This window comes from Novosphingobium sp. FG90 (assembly GCF_057808725.1).
Genome location: NZ_JBMDIO010000014.1, coordinates 64,300 through 81,526, shown reverse-complemented (window position 1 = coordinate 81,526; position 17,227 = coordinate 64,300). Strand labels below are relative to the sequence as shown.

At 64.0% G+C, this 17,227-nt stretch carries 19 protein-coding genes; 11 read left to right on the top strand and 8 right to left on the bottom strand.

What is annotated here, in order from left to right:
• Positions 1–139: 139 nt before the first annotated feature.
• The gene (locus ACODRZ_RS14160) at positions 140–1,105 is read left to right on the top strand and encodes a carbon-nitrogen hydrolase family protein (RefSeq protein WP_159832060.1); all 966 of its coding nucleotides are present in this window, start codon (positions 140–142) and stop codon (positions 1,103–1,105) included.
• 34 nt (positions 1,106–1,139) lie between these two features.
• Here the strand turns inward: ACODRZ_RS14160 and ACODRZ_RS14155 are convergent, their stop codons facing one another.
• Entirely contained in the window at positions 1,140–1,730 is a 591-nt protein-coding gene (locus tag ACODRZ_RS14155) for a chlorite dismutase family protein (RefSeq protein ID WP_159832059.1), read from the bottom strand.
• Between the two features lie 186 nt (positions 1,731–1,916).
• On the opposite strand from ACODRZ_RS14155, the gene ACODRZ_RS14150 reads away from it, so the two are divergent.
• The 3 genes from ACODRZ_RS14150 to ACODRZ_RS14140 all read left to right on the top strand — a co-directional run bounded on the left by ACODRZ_RS14150 (position 1,917) and on the right by ACODRZ_RS14140 (position 3,615).
• Positions 1,917–2,054, top strand: coding sequence for a hypothetical protein (locus ACODRZ_RS14150; RefSeq protein WP_159832058.1), 138 nt, complete (start codon positions 1,917–1,919; stop codon positions 2,052–2,054).
• 197 nt (positions 2,055–2,251) lie between these two features.
• The gene (locus ACODRZ_RS14145) at positions 2,252–2,638 is read left to right on the top strand and encodes a thioredoxin family protein (RefSeq protein ID WP_159832057.1); all 387 of its coding nucleotides are present in this window, start codon (positions 2,252–2,254) and stop codon (positions 2,636–2,638) included.
• Positions 2,639–2,640: 2 nt separating this feature from the next.
• Positions 2,641–3,615, top strand: coding sequence for a gluzincin family metallopeptidase (locus tag ACODRZ_RS14140; protein WP_159832056.1), 975 nt, complete (start codon positions 2,641–2,643; stop codon positions 3,613–3,615).
• 56 nt (positions 3,616–3,671) lie between these two features.
• Here ACODRZ_RS14140 and ACODRZ_RS14135 read toward each other — a convergent pair whose 3' ends face one another.
• Together ACODRZ_RS14135 and ACODRZ_RS14130 are read right to left on the bottom strand one after the other, a co-directional pair.
• Positions 3,672–5,099 (bottom strand): peptide MFS transporter, encoded by a 1,428-nt coding sequence (locus ACODRZ_RS14135; RefSeq protein WP_159832055.1) that lies wholly within the window; start codon positions 5,097–5,099, stop codon positions 3,672–3,674.
• A 40-nt stretch (positions 5,100–5,139) separates the two neighbouring features.
• Positions 5,140–6,096, bottom strand: coding sequence for a class I SAM-dependent methyltransferase (locus ACODRZ_RS14130; protein WP_236549549.1), 957 nt, complete (start codon positions 6,094–6,096; stop codon positions 5,140–5,142).
• A 351-nt stretch (positions 6,097–6,447) separates the two neighbouring features.
• On the opposite strand from ACODRZ_RS14130, the gene ACODRZ_RS14125 reads away from it, so the two are divergent.
• From ACODRZ_RS14125 to ACODRZ_RS14100, 6 genes are all read left to right on the top strand, one after another.
• On the top strand, positions 6,448–7,089 hold the full coding sequence (locus tag ACODRZ_RS14125) for a TetR/AcrR family transcriptional regulator (RefSeq protein WP_488971403.1): 642 nt from the start codon (positions 6,448–6,450) through the stop codon (positions 7,087–7,089).
• A 25-nt stretch (positions 7,090–7,114) separates the two neighbouring features.
• Complete coding sequence (locus tag ACODRZ_RS14120; RefSeq protein ID WP_159832053.1) at positions 7,115–7,852, top strand: cysteine hydrolase family protein; 738 nt, start codon at positions 7,115–7,117, stop codon at positions 7,850–7,852.
• Complete coding sequence (gene cynS, locus ACODRZ_RS14115; protein WP_488986210.1) at positions 7,798–8,343, top strand: cyanase; 546 nt, start codon at positions 7,798–7,800, stop codon at positions 8,341–8,343. The genes ACODRZ_RS14120 and cynS overlap by 55 nt, the downstream gene beginning before the upstream one ends.
• A complete protein-coding gene (locus ACODRZ_RS14110; RefSeq protein WP_159832051.1) occupies positions 8,343–8,594 on the top strand; it encodes a hypothetical protein in 252 nt (83 codons plus the stop codon). Before cynS ends, ACODRZ_RS14110 begins: the two co-directional genes overlap by 1 nt.
• A gap of 158 nt (positions 8,595–8,752) precedes the next feature.
• Positions 8,753–9,622, top strand: a complete 870-nt coding sequence (locus tag ACODRZ_RS14105; RefSeq protein ID WP_159832050.1) for a class I SAM-dependent methyltransferase — start codon at positions 8,753–8,755, stop codon at positions 9,620–9,622.
• 15 nt (positions 9,623–9,637) lie between these two features.
• Positions 9,638–10,912 (top strand): MFS transporter, encoded by a 1,275-nt coding sequence (locus ACODRZ_RS14100; protein WP_488971404.1) that lies wholly within the window; start codon positions 9,638–9,640, stop codon positions 10,910–10,912.
• Between the two features lie 29 nt (positions 10,913–10,941).
• On the opposite strand, the gene ACODRZ_RS14095 is transcribed toward ACODRZ_RS14100, so the two are convergent.
• Positions 10,942–11,442 carry a TetR/AcrR family transcriptional regulator gene (locus ACODRZ_RS14095; RefSeq protein WP_201282588.1) on the bottom strand — a complete coding sequence of 167 codons (501 nt, stop codon included), beginning with the start codon at positions 11,440–11,442 and terminating at the stop codon, positions 10,942–10,944.
• Between the two features lie 121 nt (positions 11,443–11,563).
• On the opposite strand from ACODRZ_RS14095, the gene ACODRZ_RS14090 reads away from it, so the two are divergent.
• Positions 11,564–12,340 carry an SDR family NAD(P)-dependent oxidoreductase gene (locus tag ACODRZ_RS14090; protein WP_159832048.1) on the top strand — a complete coding sequence of 259 codons (777 nt, stop codon included), beginning with the start codon at positions 11,564–11,566 and terminating at the stop codon, positions 12,338–12,340.
• Between the two features lie 51 nt (positions 12,341–12,391).
• Here the strand turns inward: ACODRZ_RS14090 and ACODRZ_RS14085 are convergent, their stop codons facing one another.
• The 4 genes from ACODRZ_RS14085 to ACODRZ_RS14070 all read right to left on the bottom strand — a co-directional run bounded on the left by ACODRZ_RS14085 (position 12,392) and on the right by ACODRZ_RS14070 (position 17,158).
• Complete coding sequence (locus ACODRZ_RS14085; RefSeq protein WP_159832047.1) at positions 12,392–14,293, bottom strand: M61 family metallopeptidase; 1,902 nt, start codon at positions 14,291–14,293, stop codon at positions 12,392–12,394.
• A 56-nt stretch (positions 14,294–14,349) separates the two neighbouring features.
• Complete coding sequence (locus ACODRZ_RS14080; RefSeq protein ID WP_159832046.1) at positions 14,350–15,732, bottom strand: M56 family metallopeptidase; 1,383 nt, start codon at positions 15,730–15,732, stop codon at positions 14,350–14,352.
• Positions 15,729–16,097 (bottom strand): BlaI/MecI/CopY family transcriptional regulator, encoded by a 369-nt coding sequence (locus ACODRZ_RS14075; RefSeq protein ID WP_159832045.1) that lies wholly within the window; start codon positions 16,095–16,097, stop codon positions 15,729–15,731. The genes ACODRZ_RS14080 and ACODRZ_RS14075 overlap by 4 nt, the downstream gene beginning before the upstream one ends.
• Positions 16,098–16,204: 107 nt before the next feature.
• The gene (locus ACODRZ_RS14070; protein WP_159832044.1) at positions 16,205–17,158 is read right to left on the bottom strand and encodes an alpha/beta hydrolase; all 954 of its coding nucleotides are present in this window, start codon (positions 17,156–17,158) and stop codon (positions 16,205–16,207) included.
• Between the last annotated feature and the right edge of the window lie 69 nt (positions 17,159–17,227).

Genomic DNA, 17,227 nt, shown 5'->3' with positions numbered 1-17,227 from the left:
GCGACCCGCCATTCGGTTACGCAGGAGTTTGCTTCGTAACGATCCGGGCCATCCCATCGAACGTAGAAGCATTGCGAGTTCAGCGTGAGGGTCGCGGACGTGTTGCGATGCTGTACATAGCAGGGAGGGTGAGTGAGAAATGGCTGGTATCCCAATTGCGATCGTTCAGCAGGCGCCGGTTTTTCTCAATCTTGCGGCAAGTGTCGAAAAAGCTGAGCAACTCGTCCGCGCCGCCAAGGCAGACGGCGCCAGCTTGATCGTCTTCCCCGAGGCGTGGCTACCTGGCTATCCTGTCTGGTTGGACGAGGCCCCGGGCTCCGCTCTGTGGGGTCATCGTCCAGCCGAAATCCTCTTTCGGCTTCTCTATGCCAACTGTCCCACGCTCGACGGACCCGAGATCGGACGCCTAGCCGACCTTGCGGTTGAACTCTCGGTCGAGATCGTGATGGGTATCCAGGAACGTCGCGGCGCCAGCATCTTCAACACCGCCTTGCGTCTCACCCCGGAGGGTGGTCGGGATGTCCACCGAAAAATCATGCCCACTCACAATGAGCGCCTGGTCTGGGCGGCCGCGGACGGAAGCAATTTTCGTCCCTGGCCAAGTGACTTCGGCCCCTTTGGCGCGCTCATCTGCTGGGAGCATTGGATGCCGCTGGCTCGCGCTGCGCGGCACAACGAGGGTGAGGTTCTCCATTTCGCGTTGTGGCCGGCCGTCACCGAACTCCATTTGCTCGCCAGCCGTCACTATGCTTTCGAGGGGCAGTGCTTTGTCGCCGCGGCCGGGACGGTGCTTGCTCGCAATGAAGTACTGGACGGCTTCGATAGCCTCGGCGTGCGCGAGGAGGCTGCCCGAAGCCTGCTGGAATCGATCCCTTCCGACCACCAATTGCTCAAGTCCGGTGCCAGCGCTGTGATCGCGCCCGATACGTCGCTGATCGCAGCCGCCGAACCTGGCGATTCAAGGACGCTACATGCCGCGATCGACCTCGATAGGCTCGCGGAAGGCAGGCTCTATCTCGACACGGCGGGTCATTATTCCCGGCCCGATATCTTCGAACTGCGCGTCGATACGCGCGAGCGTCCGGGCGTCTTCATCGAACGCTAAACGGCGTCGATGGTGCACCTTACGATGCGTGCCATCACTCCCGGATCAGGCGAATATCGACTTCACGCTCGACGAACGTCCATTCCCTGGTACTGCGCAGCCGCTCCACCAGCATTTCGAAGCCGGTGACGTGCTCGGGCGCGTATTCGAACCAGGTCAGGAAGTCGAACGGCCCACCCAGGTCCCTGCAGTGGAAGAGGCGGCGAGCGATCGCGGGCAGGTACTCGATGCCGATGGCGATATGCGATGATTGCTCTTCGAATATCTGCCGGCGCTCGTCCTGTGCAAAGTCCCACCACGCCTTCGCCTTGAGGATCGGGATCAGCGCCGCCCGCGTAGCTCGATCGCGGCCGAGACCTTCCTGTCGGTCCAGCAGCCGCTGCTGCTCGGTTTGATGGACATAGCGTCCATTGCTGGTGGTGCCACGCAAGACCCAGCTCGCATCGTCCGTGATCGTGGTATCCGCCTCGCGGATGCTCAGGTGCGTGGCCTTCGGAAGACTGTCTCCGATCACGGGGGAAATGCTCTCGATCCGCCAGGGGCCGTCGCTTCCGGCGACAAAGCCGACAAGGAAAAGACCACGATCCGGCGCGTCGAGGGTATCAGCCGTCTTGATCTTGTTCATCAACGTCTCCGGTCCAGATCCAACGGCAATACGATCGTGTCGCCTTCCCGGTTACGAGCCATGTCGCGACTTTGCCTCGACCAGATTATTTGTTGCCGGCTTGGTCTCTTTTTGGGGGCATCTGTAACTGTACAGCCCTCGCGAGCGGATCTCTGGGTATCGACATTCAAGCACTGGAGACAGATTATGTACGCTCAATCCTACCGTCCCGTTCTTTCCGCGGCGCTGCCGTTTCTGGGCTCCGGCGTTGCGTTGGTCGCGATGCTGGTGATCGGCGCGGTGTCCGTCGCGGGAACCATGATGGGGTCCATGGCTGGCCTTTGACGGGCAAGCCCAGGCTCGCCCCATCGGCGTCCGACGTTGTCGGTCCGCGTGCCCCGGCCGACCTGACCTCGTCTTCCTTCGGGAGGGACGCGGCGGGCGGCGCTGGTAGCCGCTAACATCTTGTGAGGCCCGCGTAACCATGCGGCCATCGGAAACGAACCAGCGGTAACGGTTCCACGCAACAGGAAAGCAGATCCATGTCCCTCGTTCGATTCCTCCCCATTGCAGCGCTGGCTGTTATCGCGGCGCCTCTTCAGGCACAGCCGGTCCAGCCTTTCAGCCTCGGCGCGCTCAAGGCTGCGCAGGCGGCGGGCAAACCGGTGCTGGTCGATGCCTTCGCGCCCTGGTGCCCGACCTGTCGTGCGCAGGCTCCGACGATCGACAAGCTCTCGACCGATCCGGCCTACAAGAACCTCACTATCCTCCGGCTCGACTATGACAACCAGACGGCGGAGAAGAAGGTGCTCGGCATCACCAAGCAGAGCACCCTCATCGCTTACAAGGGCAACAAGGAGGTCGGCCGCATCGTCGGCATTACCGACGGCGCTCAGCTGCGCAGTTTCGCCGCCACGCCGCTGCGCTGACCGTGCTGCGTCTCGACCGGCGTGCCGCGGTCATGGGTCTCGGCGCTGCTGCGTTCGGGATCACTTCGCTCGCGGGCGCGATCGCGGCACCGAGCTATGACGATCCGGACGACATGTATGGCGCCCTGCGGCGCCAGCCGGGTCAGATCCTCCGTGTCGGAGCCGGCACGATCAACCTCGTGTTTGCCGATGGAGCACCCGGCCTCGATCGCGATCGCGTGGTCTCCTGGGTACGCACCGCGGTCGCTGCGGTAACCGCCTATTTCGGCCGTTATCCGGTCAAGGACTATGGGCTATTGGTGATTGCCGAGCCCGGCGATCACGTCGGCCATGCAACGACGTTCGGCTATGCCGGCACCGCGACCCGGATTCATGTCGGCGTAGCGGCCGATGCGACCGCCTTCCATCGCGATTGGGTGCTGGTCCATGAGATGGTCCACACAGCCCTCCCGAACCTTCCTCGCCGAGCGCTGTGGCTCCAGGAGGGCAATGCGACCTATGTCGAACCGATCGCCCGGGCGCTGGTCGGCGAACTGCCTGTCGAGGAGGTGTGGCGGGAGTCGATCCTCGGCATGCCCAAGGGCACGCCCAAGGCCGACGACCCGGGAATGGACGGAACCCGCGCCTGGGGCCGGCTCTACTGGGGCGGCGCAACCTTCTGGCTGCTCGCCGACATCGCAATCTACCAGGACAGCGGCGGGAGATATTCCCTGCGCAATGCCCTGCAGCGCATCAACCGTGAGAGCGGCGGAAACACGGTCGAGTGGTCGCCCGAGCAGCTGATGGCGGTCGGTGACATGGCGGCCGGAACGCGCTCCCTGCAGGATCTCTATGTCCGGTTTGCCGAGCAGCCTATCGATACGGACCTGAGCGATCTTTTCCGGCAACTCGGCGTCGGGATGGACGCGCAGGGCGGCACGCGCTTTGACGATCGGGCACCTTTGGCCGAACTTCGCCGGCGGATCACGAAACCGTAGGTCCACGGATGCTCCACCAGGCGGGGAGTGGGGTTCTTGGCTCCCGTCCAGAGGCTTCATTCTGCGATCGCCTCGAGCGAATCGCGAATGGTGGTGGCGCGATCGGTGAGTTTCTGCGGCCCGGCCGCAAATTGGCCGCCCAGTACCAGCCACACGCCGAGCAAAACAATTGCAGCTCCGGCGATCAGGCCCGAATGCAGTAGCCAGAAGGATACGGCCGAGCTCGGCTCATACATCGCACCCAGCCAACCAACGAGGAGGTTTGCGGCGAAGAGGTGGAGATAGCAGAGCGCGATCATGGTCCCGCAGGTGCCACGCGGCGCCATGCGCGAGTATAGCGCAAGCGCGACGGGCAGGCTGTGGGCGAAGCCGATATTGTTGAGGATGTGGAAGGCCAGAGCCCACCCCAGGGCTACCTGGTGCGGAGCCCCGGCGTTCTTTGTCGCGATCGCCAGCGCGAGCGGCGCGAGCGCCGAGAATGCTGCACCGATCGTGAGCTTGGCCAATTCGCTGGGCTCGGGCCGCCGGCGACCCCAAGCGCGCCAGAAGGCGACCGAGAGACCCATCACCACGGTGCTGATCACCGCCCCGAAGGACAAGAGCCAGGTGATTGGCAGCATGTGCCCGAACAGCATCAGGTCGTAATTGGCCTCGCCCCAGATCAGATAGGCGTTGAAGGTCTGCTGGTTGCCGATCTGGGTTATGGTAAGCACCGGCAGGAGAAGGATGAGGATGGCGATGTTGCGCACATCATGCTTCGTGAGCTGGACAGGCTGATTGCCGGCGCGCGCGGGCGAGTTCACCGGGATGGTCCCAAGGCCCGCCACGTAGATGATCAGACCGATCGTCATGCCGACGCCGGCGGCAGTGAATCCCCACCGCCACGCGACATCCTGGCCGAGGCTTCCGCAGACAAGCGGCGCCAGGATACCGGCGATCTGGACACCGAACATGTAGAGCTGAAAACCGTCCGAGCGGCGTTCGTCGCCGGCCCGATACAAGGCGCCGATCTGCCCGGCGTGATTGCTGCGGAACGCGCCGAGCCCCAGCAGCAGGAAGAGAAGCGCGAGCAGAAAGGTACGATCGAACGCCATCAGGATATGGCCGATCGTCATCATGACTGCCCCGGCGACCACGGCGCGGGTCTTGCCGACCCAGCGATCCGCGATCGCGCCGCCGATGATCGGCGTGAGATAAGCGAGCCCCGCGTAGAGCCCGAAGATGTAGGAGGCGAGCTTTTGCGGCGACTGGTGCATATCACCGTTGCCGAGCAAGCGCTCGAGAGCGGCAAGGCCCCAGACCTGCCCGACATGATCGGGCTGAAGCAGCCAGTGCGTCATGTAGAGCACAAGCAGCGACTGCATGCCATAATAAGCGAAGCGCTCGAACGAACCGGCGAACGAGAGGGGGCCGAGTCCGAGCGGATGGCCAAAGAAGGTCCGGCCGGCCGGCAACAACGCCGGGCCTTGATGGATCGTGTTCATCTAAAGTCTCCAGAGTTGAGTGCCAGCAAAGCGTGACGTGTCAGCCGCGGGTTGCGGGGGCAGGGGAAAGGGGCTTGCGAAAACGCAGCGTCATGCGGTCGCTCTCGCCAATCGCGTCGAAACGGACCCGGTCCGCCGCGCTCACGGTCGGCTGACCTGGAATTTCGCTGAGCTGGGTGGGCTTGAGTGTCCAGACACCCAGGGGGTAAGTCTTGATGTCCGTGGGATTGGCGTTGATCTCGGACGATGCGTCGAGCACGAAGCCGGCTTTCGTCGCAGCGGCGATCACGACCCTGGTCGGGACATAGCCAGTGAATGGATCTCCGGTCAGGACCGGATCGATCTGCGGCTCAGCGCGATGTTCCTCGATCGCGAGGATGCCTCCCGGCTTCAGCGCGCGATAGACGTCGCGGAAACCCTTGTCGGCATAACGCTCGTGCAGCCACTGATGCACTTCGCGGGAGGCGAGGACCAGGTCGACGCTTCCCGGTCTCGCCAGCAAGCCGGATCGCGGCCCAAAGGTCGCATAACGGATGGGCCCCAGGCGAGCAAAAGCGGCTCGGCTGGGTTCATCGCCGCCATTCCCTCCGACCAGCAGGTTCCGCCACCGGTCGTTTCCGAGATCCGGGACGCCCGCGATATAGATGCCGCGGGTCCTGGCGAGATAAGGCGCCAGGATACGGGTCCAGTAGCCGCCCTCGGGCTGCAGATCGACGACCGTCATCCCGGGGCGCAGACCCCAGAAGCGCAGCGTCTCGTAGGGGTGGCGATCATGGTCGCGCGCGCGATCGGCGGCGGTGCGCACGGTCGAGGAGAGCGCCGCGGCGAGGTGCGCGTCGCGCTGCCGATCGGACGCGCCGAGGGATCCTTGGTGCGTGCTCGGTGCCGCCCGGGCCCGCGCCGCCACGGTCGCGCCGGAGACCAGGAGAAGCGCAATGCAAGTCAGGGCAGACCATGTGGATGATCCGGTCGGCGATGATCCAGGGACATTCTTCATTTCGTCGGCTTCCAGCTTTGTGAGGTGGTTGCTGCGACGATAGTTGATGCCAATCCGATGATAATCGGGCTTATGGGAAAATCATTATCGCGGTTAGTGAAGAAATCCGGACGGCGGTGCGATGTAGCTCGCGGTGCCGGGCGACAGGGGGGCCGCCCGGCACCGTTTCACAGGCCGTCTGTCCTCGTGCCACGTCCAGGAGCAACCGGGCACGAGGGGACGGCATTGTCGCCGTGCGGGGATCAGGGGCGGCGACAATCATGGGTTCGCCGGGACGCCTCGCTGAGTTACGCCGCCAGAAGAATTTCCGGCGTCACAGGTGCGGCGCCCGACAAGCGCTCAGAATCCCGCTTGACGCTGATAAAGCGACTGGTTATCTATTATCTCATGGCAAGACCAGCGAATCCACAGACCCATGCCCGCCTGGTTGGAACCGGCGGAGATCTCGTCCGCCGCCAGGGCTTTCATGCGACCGGCGTGCAGGACGTTGCGACCGCAGCCGGCGTGCCCAAGGGATCCTTCTACAATTACTTCGCGACAAAAGAGGGGTTCGGACTCGCGATTCTGGACGCCTATTGGGAAGAGATCGAGCGCGACCATCTGGCCAGGCTCGACGACCGGCGCCTCAATCCGGCCGATAGGGTGAGAGCTTTTTTTCGTGGGCTCTCCCAGATGCACGCCGACACCGGGTTTGGTCCGGGGTGCCTGATCGGCAATCTTGCGCTCGAGCTCGGCAACACCAGCGACCCGGTGCGCGAGCGTGCCGCCCTGCTGCTTCGCCGTTGGGATGCAGCTCTTGCCGCGTGCCTTGAGGGTGCTCAGGCGGACGGGACGCTGCAATCCGGGCTGGAGCCGGCAGCGCTCGCCGCAGTGCTGGTGGAAGCCTTCGAGGGTGCCGTGATGCGGGCCAAGGTCGAGCGCGGCCCCACCGCTTTCGCCCGGTTCGAGGCGCTTCTCTCGGTCTTTCTCCCGAAACGCCCGAAGACCACTTGATCGAACAGCGAGACAGGAGGATTCCATGGCTCTGGATGACGTGAACATCGGCAATCCGCTCTATGCCGACCCGACTGACCCTGTGCTGCCCGCCACCGGGTTTGCGCTTGATCATACGAAGGTGGCCCTTGTCGTCGTCGACCCCCAGATCGACTTTCTGAGCCCGGAGGGGGTGAGCTGGCCCTATTTCGGCGAGAGCATCACCGAGAACGGCACTGTCGATCATCTGCGGCAGCTGTTCGAGGCCGCCAAGGCTGCAGGCATCACCGTCGCTGTCTCGCCTCATTATTACTATCCGACCGATCACGCCTGGAGGTTCGGTGGTCCGCTCGAGAAGGTAATGCACGGGATCGGGATGTTCGGGCGAAAGGGGCCACTATCGCTGGACGGCTTCGAGAATAGCGGCGCCGACTTCCTGCCTGCGTTCAAAGACCATATTCTCGATGGCGACACGATCATCGCGTCACCGCACAAGGTTTATGGCCCCGAGAGCAATGACCTTTCGCTCCAGCTGCGCAAGCGTGGCGTCTCCCAGGTCATCCTCGCCGGCATGGCAGCCAATCTCTGCGTGGAATCGCACCTGCGCGAGCTCGTTGAGCAGGGCTTCGAGGTGGTGGTGGTGCGTGACGCAACGGCCGGGCCACGCTTGCCGGAGGGCGACGGCTATCTTGCGGCCCTGATCAACTTCCGGTTCCTGGCTCACGCCATCTGGACCACGGCCGAGACCGTCGATCAGCTCGAGCAGACCCACGCCGCCGCCTGAGCGCGTCAAAGGAGACCAGCGATGATACCACGCATATCTCGCCCGAAGCGCGGGCAAACCTCGCGGAGGCCACCCTGGAGGCCAAGCGCGCCAAGGGTTTGAGTTGGGACGATATCGCCGAGGGAACCGGGATCAGCACCGAGTTCGTGACTGCCGCCCTGCTTGGCCAGCATCCGCTTCCCGAAGACGTGGCGACCCGCGTCGTCGAGAAGCTCGGATTGCCTGATCAAGCCGCGCTTGATCTCCAGGCGATTCCGATGCGCGGTAGTCTGTCGGTGCAGCCGCCGACCGACCCCACCATCTATCGCTTCCACGAGATCGTGCAGGTCTATGGAACGACGCTGAAGGCATTGATCCATGAACGCTTCGGCGACGGGATCATGAGCGCGATCAACTTCAAGATGACCGTCGGTCGGGAAGAGGACCGGGAAGGTGGAGAGCGCGTCGTCATCACGTTGAACGGCAAATTTCTTCCGACGCGCCCATTCTGATGCCGCCGGTGGCGGATGCCGGACCCGAACGCAAGGAACTGCGGCGTTGCGCAGTGAAGGGCGAGGACGGGTCGGCGTTCACCGCCATCGAGTATCGCTATCTGGCGACCATCGCCACCCGTCGTGGGGTACGCACCCAGATCGGCGCTCGCCACTGGATGTTGAAGTCAGGACAGGGGCTCCGTCTGATCGATGCTGCCTGTTTTCTCCACGAGCCAAGCGGCGAGCTATTCTGGCTGGAGCGTGACTAGCAGTTCGGCCGACGATCTCAGGCATTGCTCGTCAGCAGGCACCGCAACGAAGAATTGCCGATTTTCGACATTATCATCCCGCCGCGGCTGCTCGATGATCCGGGACAAGCGGCAGGGGGCGAGAGCCTTCGGCGCCGATGCTTCGAAAGGATTCGCATATGCGCCTCGTTCCCCTGCTCATACCGGTCGCCTGCGCCCTGGCTTTCCCTCCGGTCGCGACCGTGGCCGGTCAGTCGACGAGCCCAGATGCGATGCTGGTCGCAACCGTCGCCGCGCCCGACCGAAGCGCCAAGGATAAGGCGCGCGACCAGTATCGCCGACCGGTCGAGAGCCTGACCTTCTGGGGGCTGAAGCCGGGCCAGACCGTCCTCGATATCCAGCCCGAGGGTGGATATTATGCGGAGATCATCGCGCCCTATCTTGCCCAGACCGGCGGCACCTATATCGCTGGTGTAGCGGTACCTTCGAACCCCTGGGGTGCGGATCTTTCCGACCCCAATCTGCCGGGTGCGAAGCCGGGCGCCACACCGCCCAACGCGGCTCGATACGGTAAGGTGCGCTATGCGGAGTTCAGCGGGGGCGGATTGAAGCTTCCGCCCAACAGCGTCGATATCGTCTTCAGCACGCGCGAGATCCACAACTGGATCCATGATGGCTATGCCGACAAGGTCCTGCGCGACATCTACCGGGCGCTGAAACCGGGCGGCATTCTGGCCGTCGAGGAGCATCGCGCCGACCCTCAGATCAATCCCAGACTGACCGGCGAACCCTTCACCGGCTATGTGCCCACGTCCGTGGTGGTCGCGACCGTTCGCAAGGCGGGCTTCGAACTCGAGGCGACCTCGGAACTGAACGCGAACCCCGCTGATACCAAGGACTATCCCTTCGGCGTCTGGACCCTGCCCCCGGGGCGCCTGAGTGTCTTGCCCAATCGCCCGGCGCTGACGGCCGAGCAGCGCGCGCATTATGACGCGATCGGCGAGAGCGATCGGATGACGCTGCGCTTCCGCAAGCCGGCCAAGAAGTGAAGAGCGGGACGAGCGATGTCGATCCGGTCCAAGCCCACACGTCCGGTGACAGCCTCGCTGCTCCAGGCGGCGCCGATCCCCCAAACCTCGCCGCTTTCGGTTGCCGCTGACCGTGCGGGAATGGATATCGCATTCCCGATCGCGATGACCTGCATCGTCCTGGTCGCCATAGACCTGCGGCCAGGCATCGTTTCGACCGGGCCCATATTACCGTTGATCCGCGAGGAATTCGGGCTTTCCCACACGATCGCGTCCCTTCTCACAGCGATCCCCGACCTGCTGATGGGTGCGTTGGCGCTTCCAACTCCCTGGCTTGCGCGTCGCCTGGGACGCGACCGGGTCATCCTCGGGGCTCTGGCGCTGCTGTTCGCTGCGACGCTCGGGCGGGCCTTTGCGCCCTCGACCGCCTGGCTGCTCCTGGCGACAGCGGGCGTCGGCGCGGGGATCGCCGTCGCCGGGGCCCTCATCGCCGGATTCATCAAGGCAAGCTTTCCGGCCCGTGCCGCCTTCGCCATGGGGATCTATGCCACCGCTTTATCCCTGGGCAGCACCGTCTCCGCCGCCATAACGGGACCGATCGCCGCGACGACGGGCGGATGGAGGGTGGCATCCGGACTTTGGAGCGTACTCGGTATCGTCGCACTCTCGGCGTGGTTCTTCGTGGCACGGCACGATCGACCCGAGCGCTTGTCGCGGACGTCGTCGAAGCGATTTCCCCTGCCTGTCGGCAATCGGACGGCATGGCTCGTGGCGCTATTCTTCGCCTGCCAGAATTTCCTATTCTACGCCTGCATCACCTGGCTGGCTCCCCTGTTCCGGGAAGACGGGTTCGGTGCGACCAGCTCTGGTCTCGTGCTGGCGAGCTTCACCGTCGCCTTCACCCTGGCGAACCCGGTATTCGGCGCGCTCAGTCGTAACGAGGATCGCCGACTCCTTCTTGCACTGTCGGGGATTCTGGCGTTTGCCGGTTTCGTCCTCCTGGCGGCCGCACCCACCCGTTTCCCCTTCCTTGCCGTCCCGGTCCTCGCGATCGGTCTCGGCGGTGCCTTCACGCTGGGCATGACCCTTCCGCTCGACAACACTCACGAACCTGAGGAAGCCAATGCCTGGAACGCGTTCGTTCTGACGATCGGGTACCTGATCGCCGCGAGCGGACCGTTTTCGGTTGGGGTATTGCGCGATGCGACCGGAAGTTTCGCGCTACCCCTCTGCATGTTGGCCGGCGTCGCCGCGGTCATGCTGGCACTGACGCCCCTGTTGCAGCCGCATCGGCAGACGAGGGAAGTGTGATGGTGCGCGAGTGACCGGAAGAGGCGCGATCAGTCTTTGGCGCGCTCGGAGAGCCGTGCCACGAGATCCCGCAAGAGCGCCGGGTCCTCCAGCGTACGGCTCATCATCAATCCTCCCTCGAGCTGGGCTACGACCTCGCGCGCCGTGAGGCGCGTGCCGCTTTCCGTCAGCGCGGTATCGAGCCAGTCAATCAGCAGCGTGAAGAACGCGGAGACTCGCGGGCGCAGAACGGGCGGAAGACCACCGCTCTCCGCGCCCAGGAGCCCGCACAAACACATCAGGTCGTCGGTTTCATTGGCTTTGAGGAAAAGGGCGGCGACCCGCTCGACGGCCGCGTCGGCGCTCCCCTCAGCCTGGTCGCCAAGCCATTCCCGGGCGCGCTCTGTATAGCGTTCGGCGATCGCGTCGACGAGCAACTCCTTCCCCGGGAAGTGGTAGTGAACGCTCGAGCTCTTGATGCCGGCGTCGGCTGCGACATCGCGGAAACTGAAGCCATTATAGCCTGCCAGGCGGACGCGCCGTTCGGTCACGTCAAGTATAGTTTCTCGCATAACAGTTTTCCTCTATCTAACGTTAGATAGATAATTGACCGTCCATGAGCAAGATCGCATACGTCTATCTAACGTTAGATAGACGTATGGAGTTGAAATCATGGCTGCGAATAACGTTGTCCGGTTGGCCTATGTCGTAGGCGGCTCGAGCGGGATGGGACTGGCGACTGCCAAGCTCCTTGCGGCCCAAGGCCTGACCGTCGTGCTTGTGGCGCGCGATCCGGGGAAGCTCGAGGCTGCCCGCCACGAGATCGAGCTGGCCGGGGGTAAAACGGAGGTCTTCGCTGCGGACCTCCACAACCCTAAGGCGGTCGAGCGGCTGATCGCCCACATCGCGGTCGAGACCCGCGCGATCGTCAAACTCGTAAACGCCGCTGGCTACTTCCTCCCAAAGCCGTTTCTGGACCATGAGGCTGGTGACTATGATGTCTATGCCGGCATCAATCGGGCGATATTCTTCATCACCCAGGCGGTCGCCCGCAATATGGCCGCGAACGGCCGCGGCGCAATCGTCAACATCGGCTCGATGTGGGCACGCCAGGCGGTCAAAGCGACGCCGTCCTCGGCCTACTCCATGGCGAAGGCGGGGCTCCACGCCTTCACCCAGCACCTCGCGATGGAACTCTCGGACAAGAATATCCGCGTCAATGCCGTTGCCCCGGCCGTGGTGGTGACCCCGATCTATGCCGCGTTCATCGATCCCGCGCAGATCGAGGAAACCCTGACGGGCGCGTTCGACGCCTTCCACCCGATCGGCCGCGTCGGCCGTGCCGAAGACGTCGCCGAGCATGTCGCCTTCCTGCTCTCCGACAAAGCGAGCTGGACGACGGGCGCTATCCACGACGTCGATGGCGGCGTGATGGCTGGCCGCAACTGATCGGCGGACGGTGGGCAACCCGCCCACCGGCTGGTCGACCGGGGCGCGAAGTCAGCGGGGTAGGGGTGATAGCGTCCGGTCAAGCGGTGCTATCCCCTTCACCGCCTTTTCAAGCCACGGGTAACGCAGGCCGCCGGTCCACTCGATCGAGAAGTCGTGTTCGCCGTCTTCGTCCTTCGCTCCCAGGACAATCGGCTGCCTCGTCGACGCGGCGCTGCGGATCGCATCCTCCAGCACCTGTATGCTGTATGGCACTCCATTGACGGAAACCAACGTCGTTCGCGGTGACAAGCCTGCCTTGAAGGCTGGCCCGTCCCAAAGCACGGATGCGACCTTGTTGCCGGCGCCGAGCGTCAATCCGATCGAGTGGGTATAGTCGGTAATGCCATCGGCCTTGTCGACAGCCAGGTCATAGGAGTTCGGCCGATCGCGCCAGACGAGACGATATCCTCCCCGGTCGATCCAGTCGACGGGTGCAGTCCCATCGGTCTGCTCGAGATGCCGGCGAAGAAAGCTGCCCCAGTCATGGCGCGCGACCGCGTTGAGCGCGGCGACGACATCATCGAAATCATAGGTCACTTCGCCCCAATCGCCGTCTCTCGGACCGAAAAAGGCACGGGCAAAATCGTCGAGCGAGCGTTTCCCGGCGCTCTGCTCACGAATGAGTTGGTCCACGTCGAGCCAGAGTAGCGCCGCTTCCGTGTAGAAATCGAAATCCCGCTGCCAGCTGGGCGACGGGCTGGAGCCACGGAAGATGAGAGGCTCGGCCGTCGTGTCCTGGAGAGATCGCCAACGGCTGCCCGGTTGCGCTTCCATGTAGGTGGCTGCGAGAGACGCGAACCGACCGAGTATCATCTCTCGCGACAGAAGCCCCGAGCGCGCGGCCAGCACCGATTCCCAGAAGCTGGTCTGCCCCTCATAGACCCAGAGCAGGTCATCCTGCATCGGTGTGCGATAGTCCGGCGTCCAGAGATCCGCAGGCCTTCTGAACTTACCGTTCCAGCTATGCGCATATTCGTGTGGGAGGATCGTCTGCGCGTCGGGGTTTTCGTCCGGCGACGTGAAGAAAGCGTCATCCTCATAGTTCTCGGAGCTGCGATGATGCTCGACACCCGTGCCGCCGTTGCGCGCCGATATGCTGACGAGGAATGCATACCGATCGAAGTGGCGGGCGCCGAACAGTCGATCCGCCTGTTCGACCAGTGATCGAAGTCCCTCCAGCTGCTTCGGCGAAACGGTGAGCTGCTCTTCCTTCTCGCCGGCCGCAGCAAGCGACACGTTGGCGCCGAGATCCAGGCTCTTGATGTGTCGGCCGGTGAGGACGGGACTGTCGACCAGCGTGTCGAGCGGTACGGTATCGAAGGACGCCGTTGAACCGATCGGTCCGCTCGAAAGAGCGCTCGCGCCGGTCCAGCCGTCTGGCAAGCGCAGTGCCGCCTGCACGGCGATGTCCCGGACGAAATAGCCTGCCGGATAGAGGAGAAGGGAAGACCATCTGAGCATCTGCGGCGTGAACAGGCTCGACGGTGCCGAGAGGTACTGGAACTCGATGGTCAGCACGGTGACACCCGCCGGCACATCCACCCGGAACGCAGACGCATCGACGGTATCGCGACGCCAGCCGAGCTTCTTTCCGTTGGCGGTGATCTGGAGGCCCGCGAGCCGGTCGATGGACCCGGATGGGCGATGGTCGCCAGGAATCCATTTGGGGTAGAGGAGGTAGATCGGGCCGGGTCTCGTGACGGGCACGCGTTCCTGTACTTCGACGATCCCACGCGTGATAAGCGATGCATCGACGTCGAGCGTGATGACCCCTTCGAAATTTCTGTCGGCGGCCGCCGGGATTGGATCGACGATCGCCGTCAGTCGCGGAGCGCTGTTGCCGGGCGGGGTTTGGGCGTGGAGCGGGAGTGCCGTGCTCAGGGCGAGCAGCGGCATGATTGCAAAGCGCAATTCATATCCTTTCACGATGGAACGGTATCCAGACCCCGACGGGGGCCGGACGAAGGTCAGCCGGTTGCTTCGGGCAGGAAGTCCTGTTCTATCCGGGTAAAGCCGCTTTCGATCATCGCCAGAGTCCGCGTCTTCTCGGCGGCGCTCAGGTTCAGCGCGGTAATCCGGCTCACGGCATCATTCTTCAGCCGTTGCGATGTGGCCCGCATGGCGTCGGGGGCTTCGCAACGATAGGCGAGACCGGAACCTGGTCCGATGTCCACGCCGGGCGCGTCTATGTTTTCGATCCGGCTATGGATGCCGCACGCGGCACGCAAGGTTTCCCGTCCCGTGGCCAGGATTTTCCCTACTTCCCTGTCGACTTGTGGTGCGGCGGCGGCGTCGACGGACTGCATTCGTGCTGTTGCGCGGCCGACCAGCGGAGAAGGAGCCGGCTGACGGAGTTCTGGCGCCGGGACGCTTACAGCCGTCGGCGCGATAGCTGCCCGTGGGAAGAGGGCTGGTATCGCCGGGCTCGGTTCCGCGGCGAACGTCGAGGCGGTGAGCGCCACGCCGGCGACGGTCAGGGCAAGTGTCACGCCCAATCCCGTCATGCGCGCGGGGAGGGGCACCATCGGCCGGGCCATCTGCGACAGGCGCATTTTGACATGGTCCACCGATCCCAGCAGGCACGCGGCCGTGTGTGGAGCATTGGTCGCCGCCCGGACCAGTGCCAGCCCATAGGGATGCAACGCATCCTCGCTTTCGTGCGCCAGCACGGTCTCGTCGCAGGCCAGTTCCTGATCGGTGCGGAACGCCCGATAGGCCAGATGCGCAAGGGGATTGAACCAATGGACCGCGACGATCAGCAATGCGACGGTGTTAGCCCATATGTCGCGTCGCACATGATGCGCCGTTTCGTGCGCCAGCACGAGGCGGACCTGTTCGCGCGTAAACGATACCGTCAGATCGGCAGGCAGGAAAATACGCCGCCGGAGCAGGCCGGTCGAACAGGCGCCAGGTACCGTCGTGCTCAACAACACCGAGATGCCTCTTGCACGCGTGAACTCCCGGGCGCCGCCTTGGGCCACACCGAGAAAGCGATGATAGCAGGCCAGCTGCCGGAGCAGGAACAGCACGGCACCGGTAGCCCAGCAGAGCAGCAGCAAACTCGCCAAACCGGGTGAATGACTGGCCATCGCGGGGTTTGCCGGAGCCGCTGGTCCGAACCCGGCAACATCGAGCGCGGATCCGGTCCAGAGCGGCAACGCATCGATTGTCGGCCGGGCTGGCATCGCCGCTCCGGGCAGAGGGGGCGTCAGCATCCGGGCCAGCGGAAGCACCCACAAGAAGTAGGCGGCCCGCGCACCGAAACGGCTCCGCACGACATTCCGCAGCATCAGGACCACGAGCATCAGAACGCTGGACGCCGCAAGCGACGTTGCCAACCACGCGCTCATCGCTTGAGCGCCTGCAGCAGATGCTCGATATCTTCGGCATCCTTCGCGCTGAGTTCGGCCCGCCTGACGAGATGCGCGACGAGCGGAGCGGCCTTCCCGTCGAAAAGGCGATCGAGGAGATGCTGTGCTTCGGTTTCAACCAACGCCGCACGATCGATCAGCGGTCGATAGAGGAAGCGCCGTCCGTCCGCTTCCGCCTCGATCGCGCCTTTGTGGATCAGCCGCGCGAGGATTGTCTTCACCGTCTGCCCGTTCCACTGACGCTTGGGATAGACGCGCTCCGTAATCTGCGCGGCCGTTGCCGGCGCGCTATCCCACAGAGCCTCCAATACGACCTGCTCGGCCTCCGTGATCCTTTCGGACATGCTCGAATCTCCGTCTACACGCATAGATGTAACGTCTACACGCATAGACGTCAACGCGCATGTTCCTGACGGTTCGCTGCCGAAGGCCATTACAAAGCTGGGGGACGCTACCCGATGCGCCGGCGTGCCAGCAGATTTGCCAGAGCATCGAGAGCGACCTCAAGGTCTGCCTGCGATGACGGTATCGCGCGCCGGAACGACGTGAAGCCGTGGATATTGCCCTGTGCTTCGTGGAAGGCGACCGGCACGCCCGCTTCGACGAGCGCGCTGGCATAGGCCCGTCCCTGGTCGCGCACTGGATCGAGGCTCGCCGTCGTCACGACCGCGGCCGGCATCCCCGCAAACGCGGCCACGATGGGCGAGGCACGCCAATTCTGGGGATCGGGGCGGTAGCAGGCGCTGAACCAGGCGAGCATGCCCGAGGTCAAGAAATAGCCCTGTCCGAATTGATCCGCCGACGCATAAGGCGTGACGAGATCGGTCACCGGACAGATCGCCCAATGCGCCACGACGGGAACCGCCGCCGGACGATCGCGCAATGCGATCGTCGTGATGATCGCCAGGTTGCCGCCTGCGCTCTCGCCTGCAAGGACAAGCCCGGTCGCTTCGAAGCCGAGTTCCGAGGAGGCAGAGGCCAGCCAGCGCGCCGCGGCTTCGGCATCGTCGGCCGCTGCCGGCCAAGGGTGCTCGGGCGCAAGCCTGTATTCGACCGATACGACCGGCACCATGAGCGCCCGTGCGACTTCCGCGCACAGCGGCGCATAGGCATCCAGACCGCCGACGACCCAGCCTCCGCCATGAAAAAAGACCAGCACGGGTGATGGGACCCGCTCTGTACGTGCATCAAAGAGCCGCGCCCGCAACAGATGACCGCCCGGGGTATCGATCTCCAGATCGGACAGGGTCTGCACCGTTCCGATTTCGACCTCGACCTGGCTGTAGACGGACTGAGCGAGGACTCTGGCCTCGCCGGGGGAGAGTTCGTTGAGCTTCGGACCCGGGAGTCCCTCCAGGAAGGACAGGAACCCCCGAACATCGTCACGCACCAACGGATCGATCATCTTATACTCCCGAAAGCAGGCGATCAGGCGAGCGCACGTGGTACCGGCACTGCGCTTGGTCATAGCCTT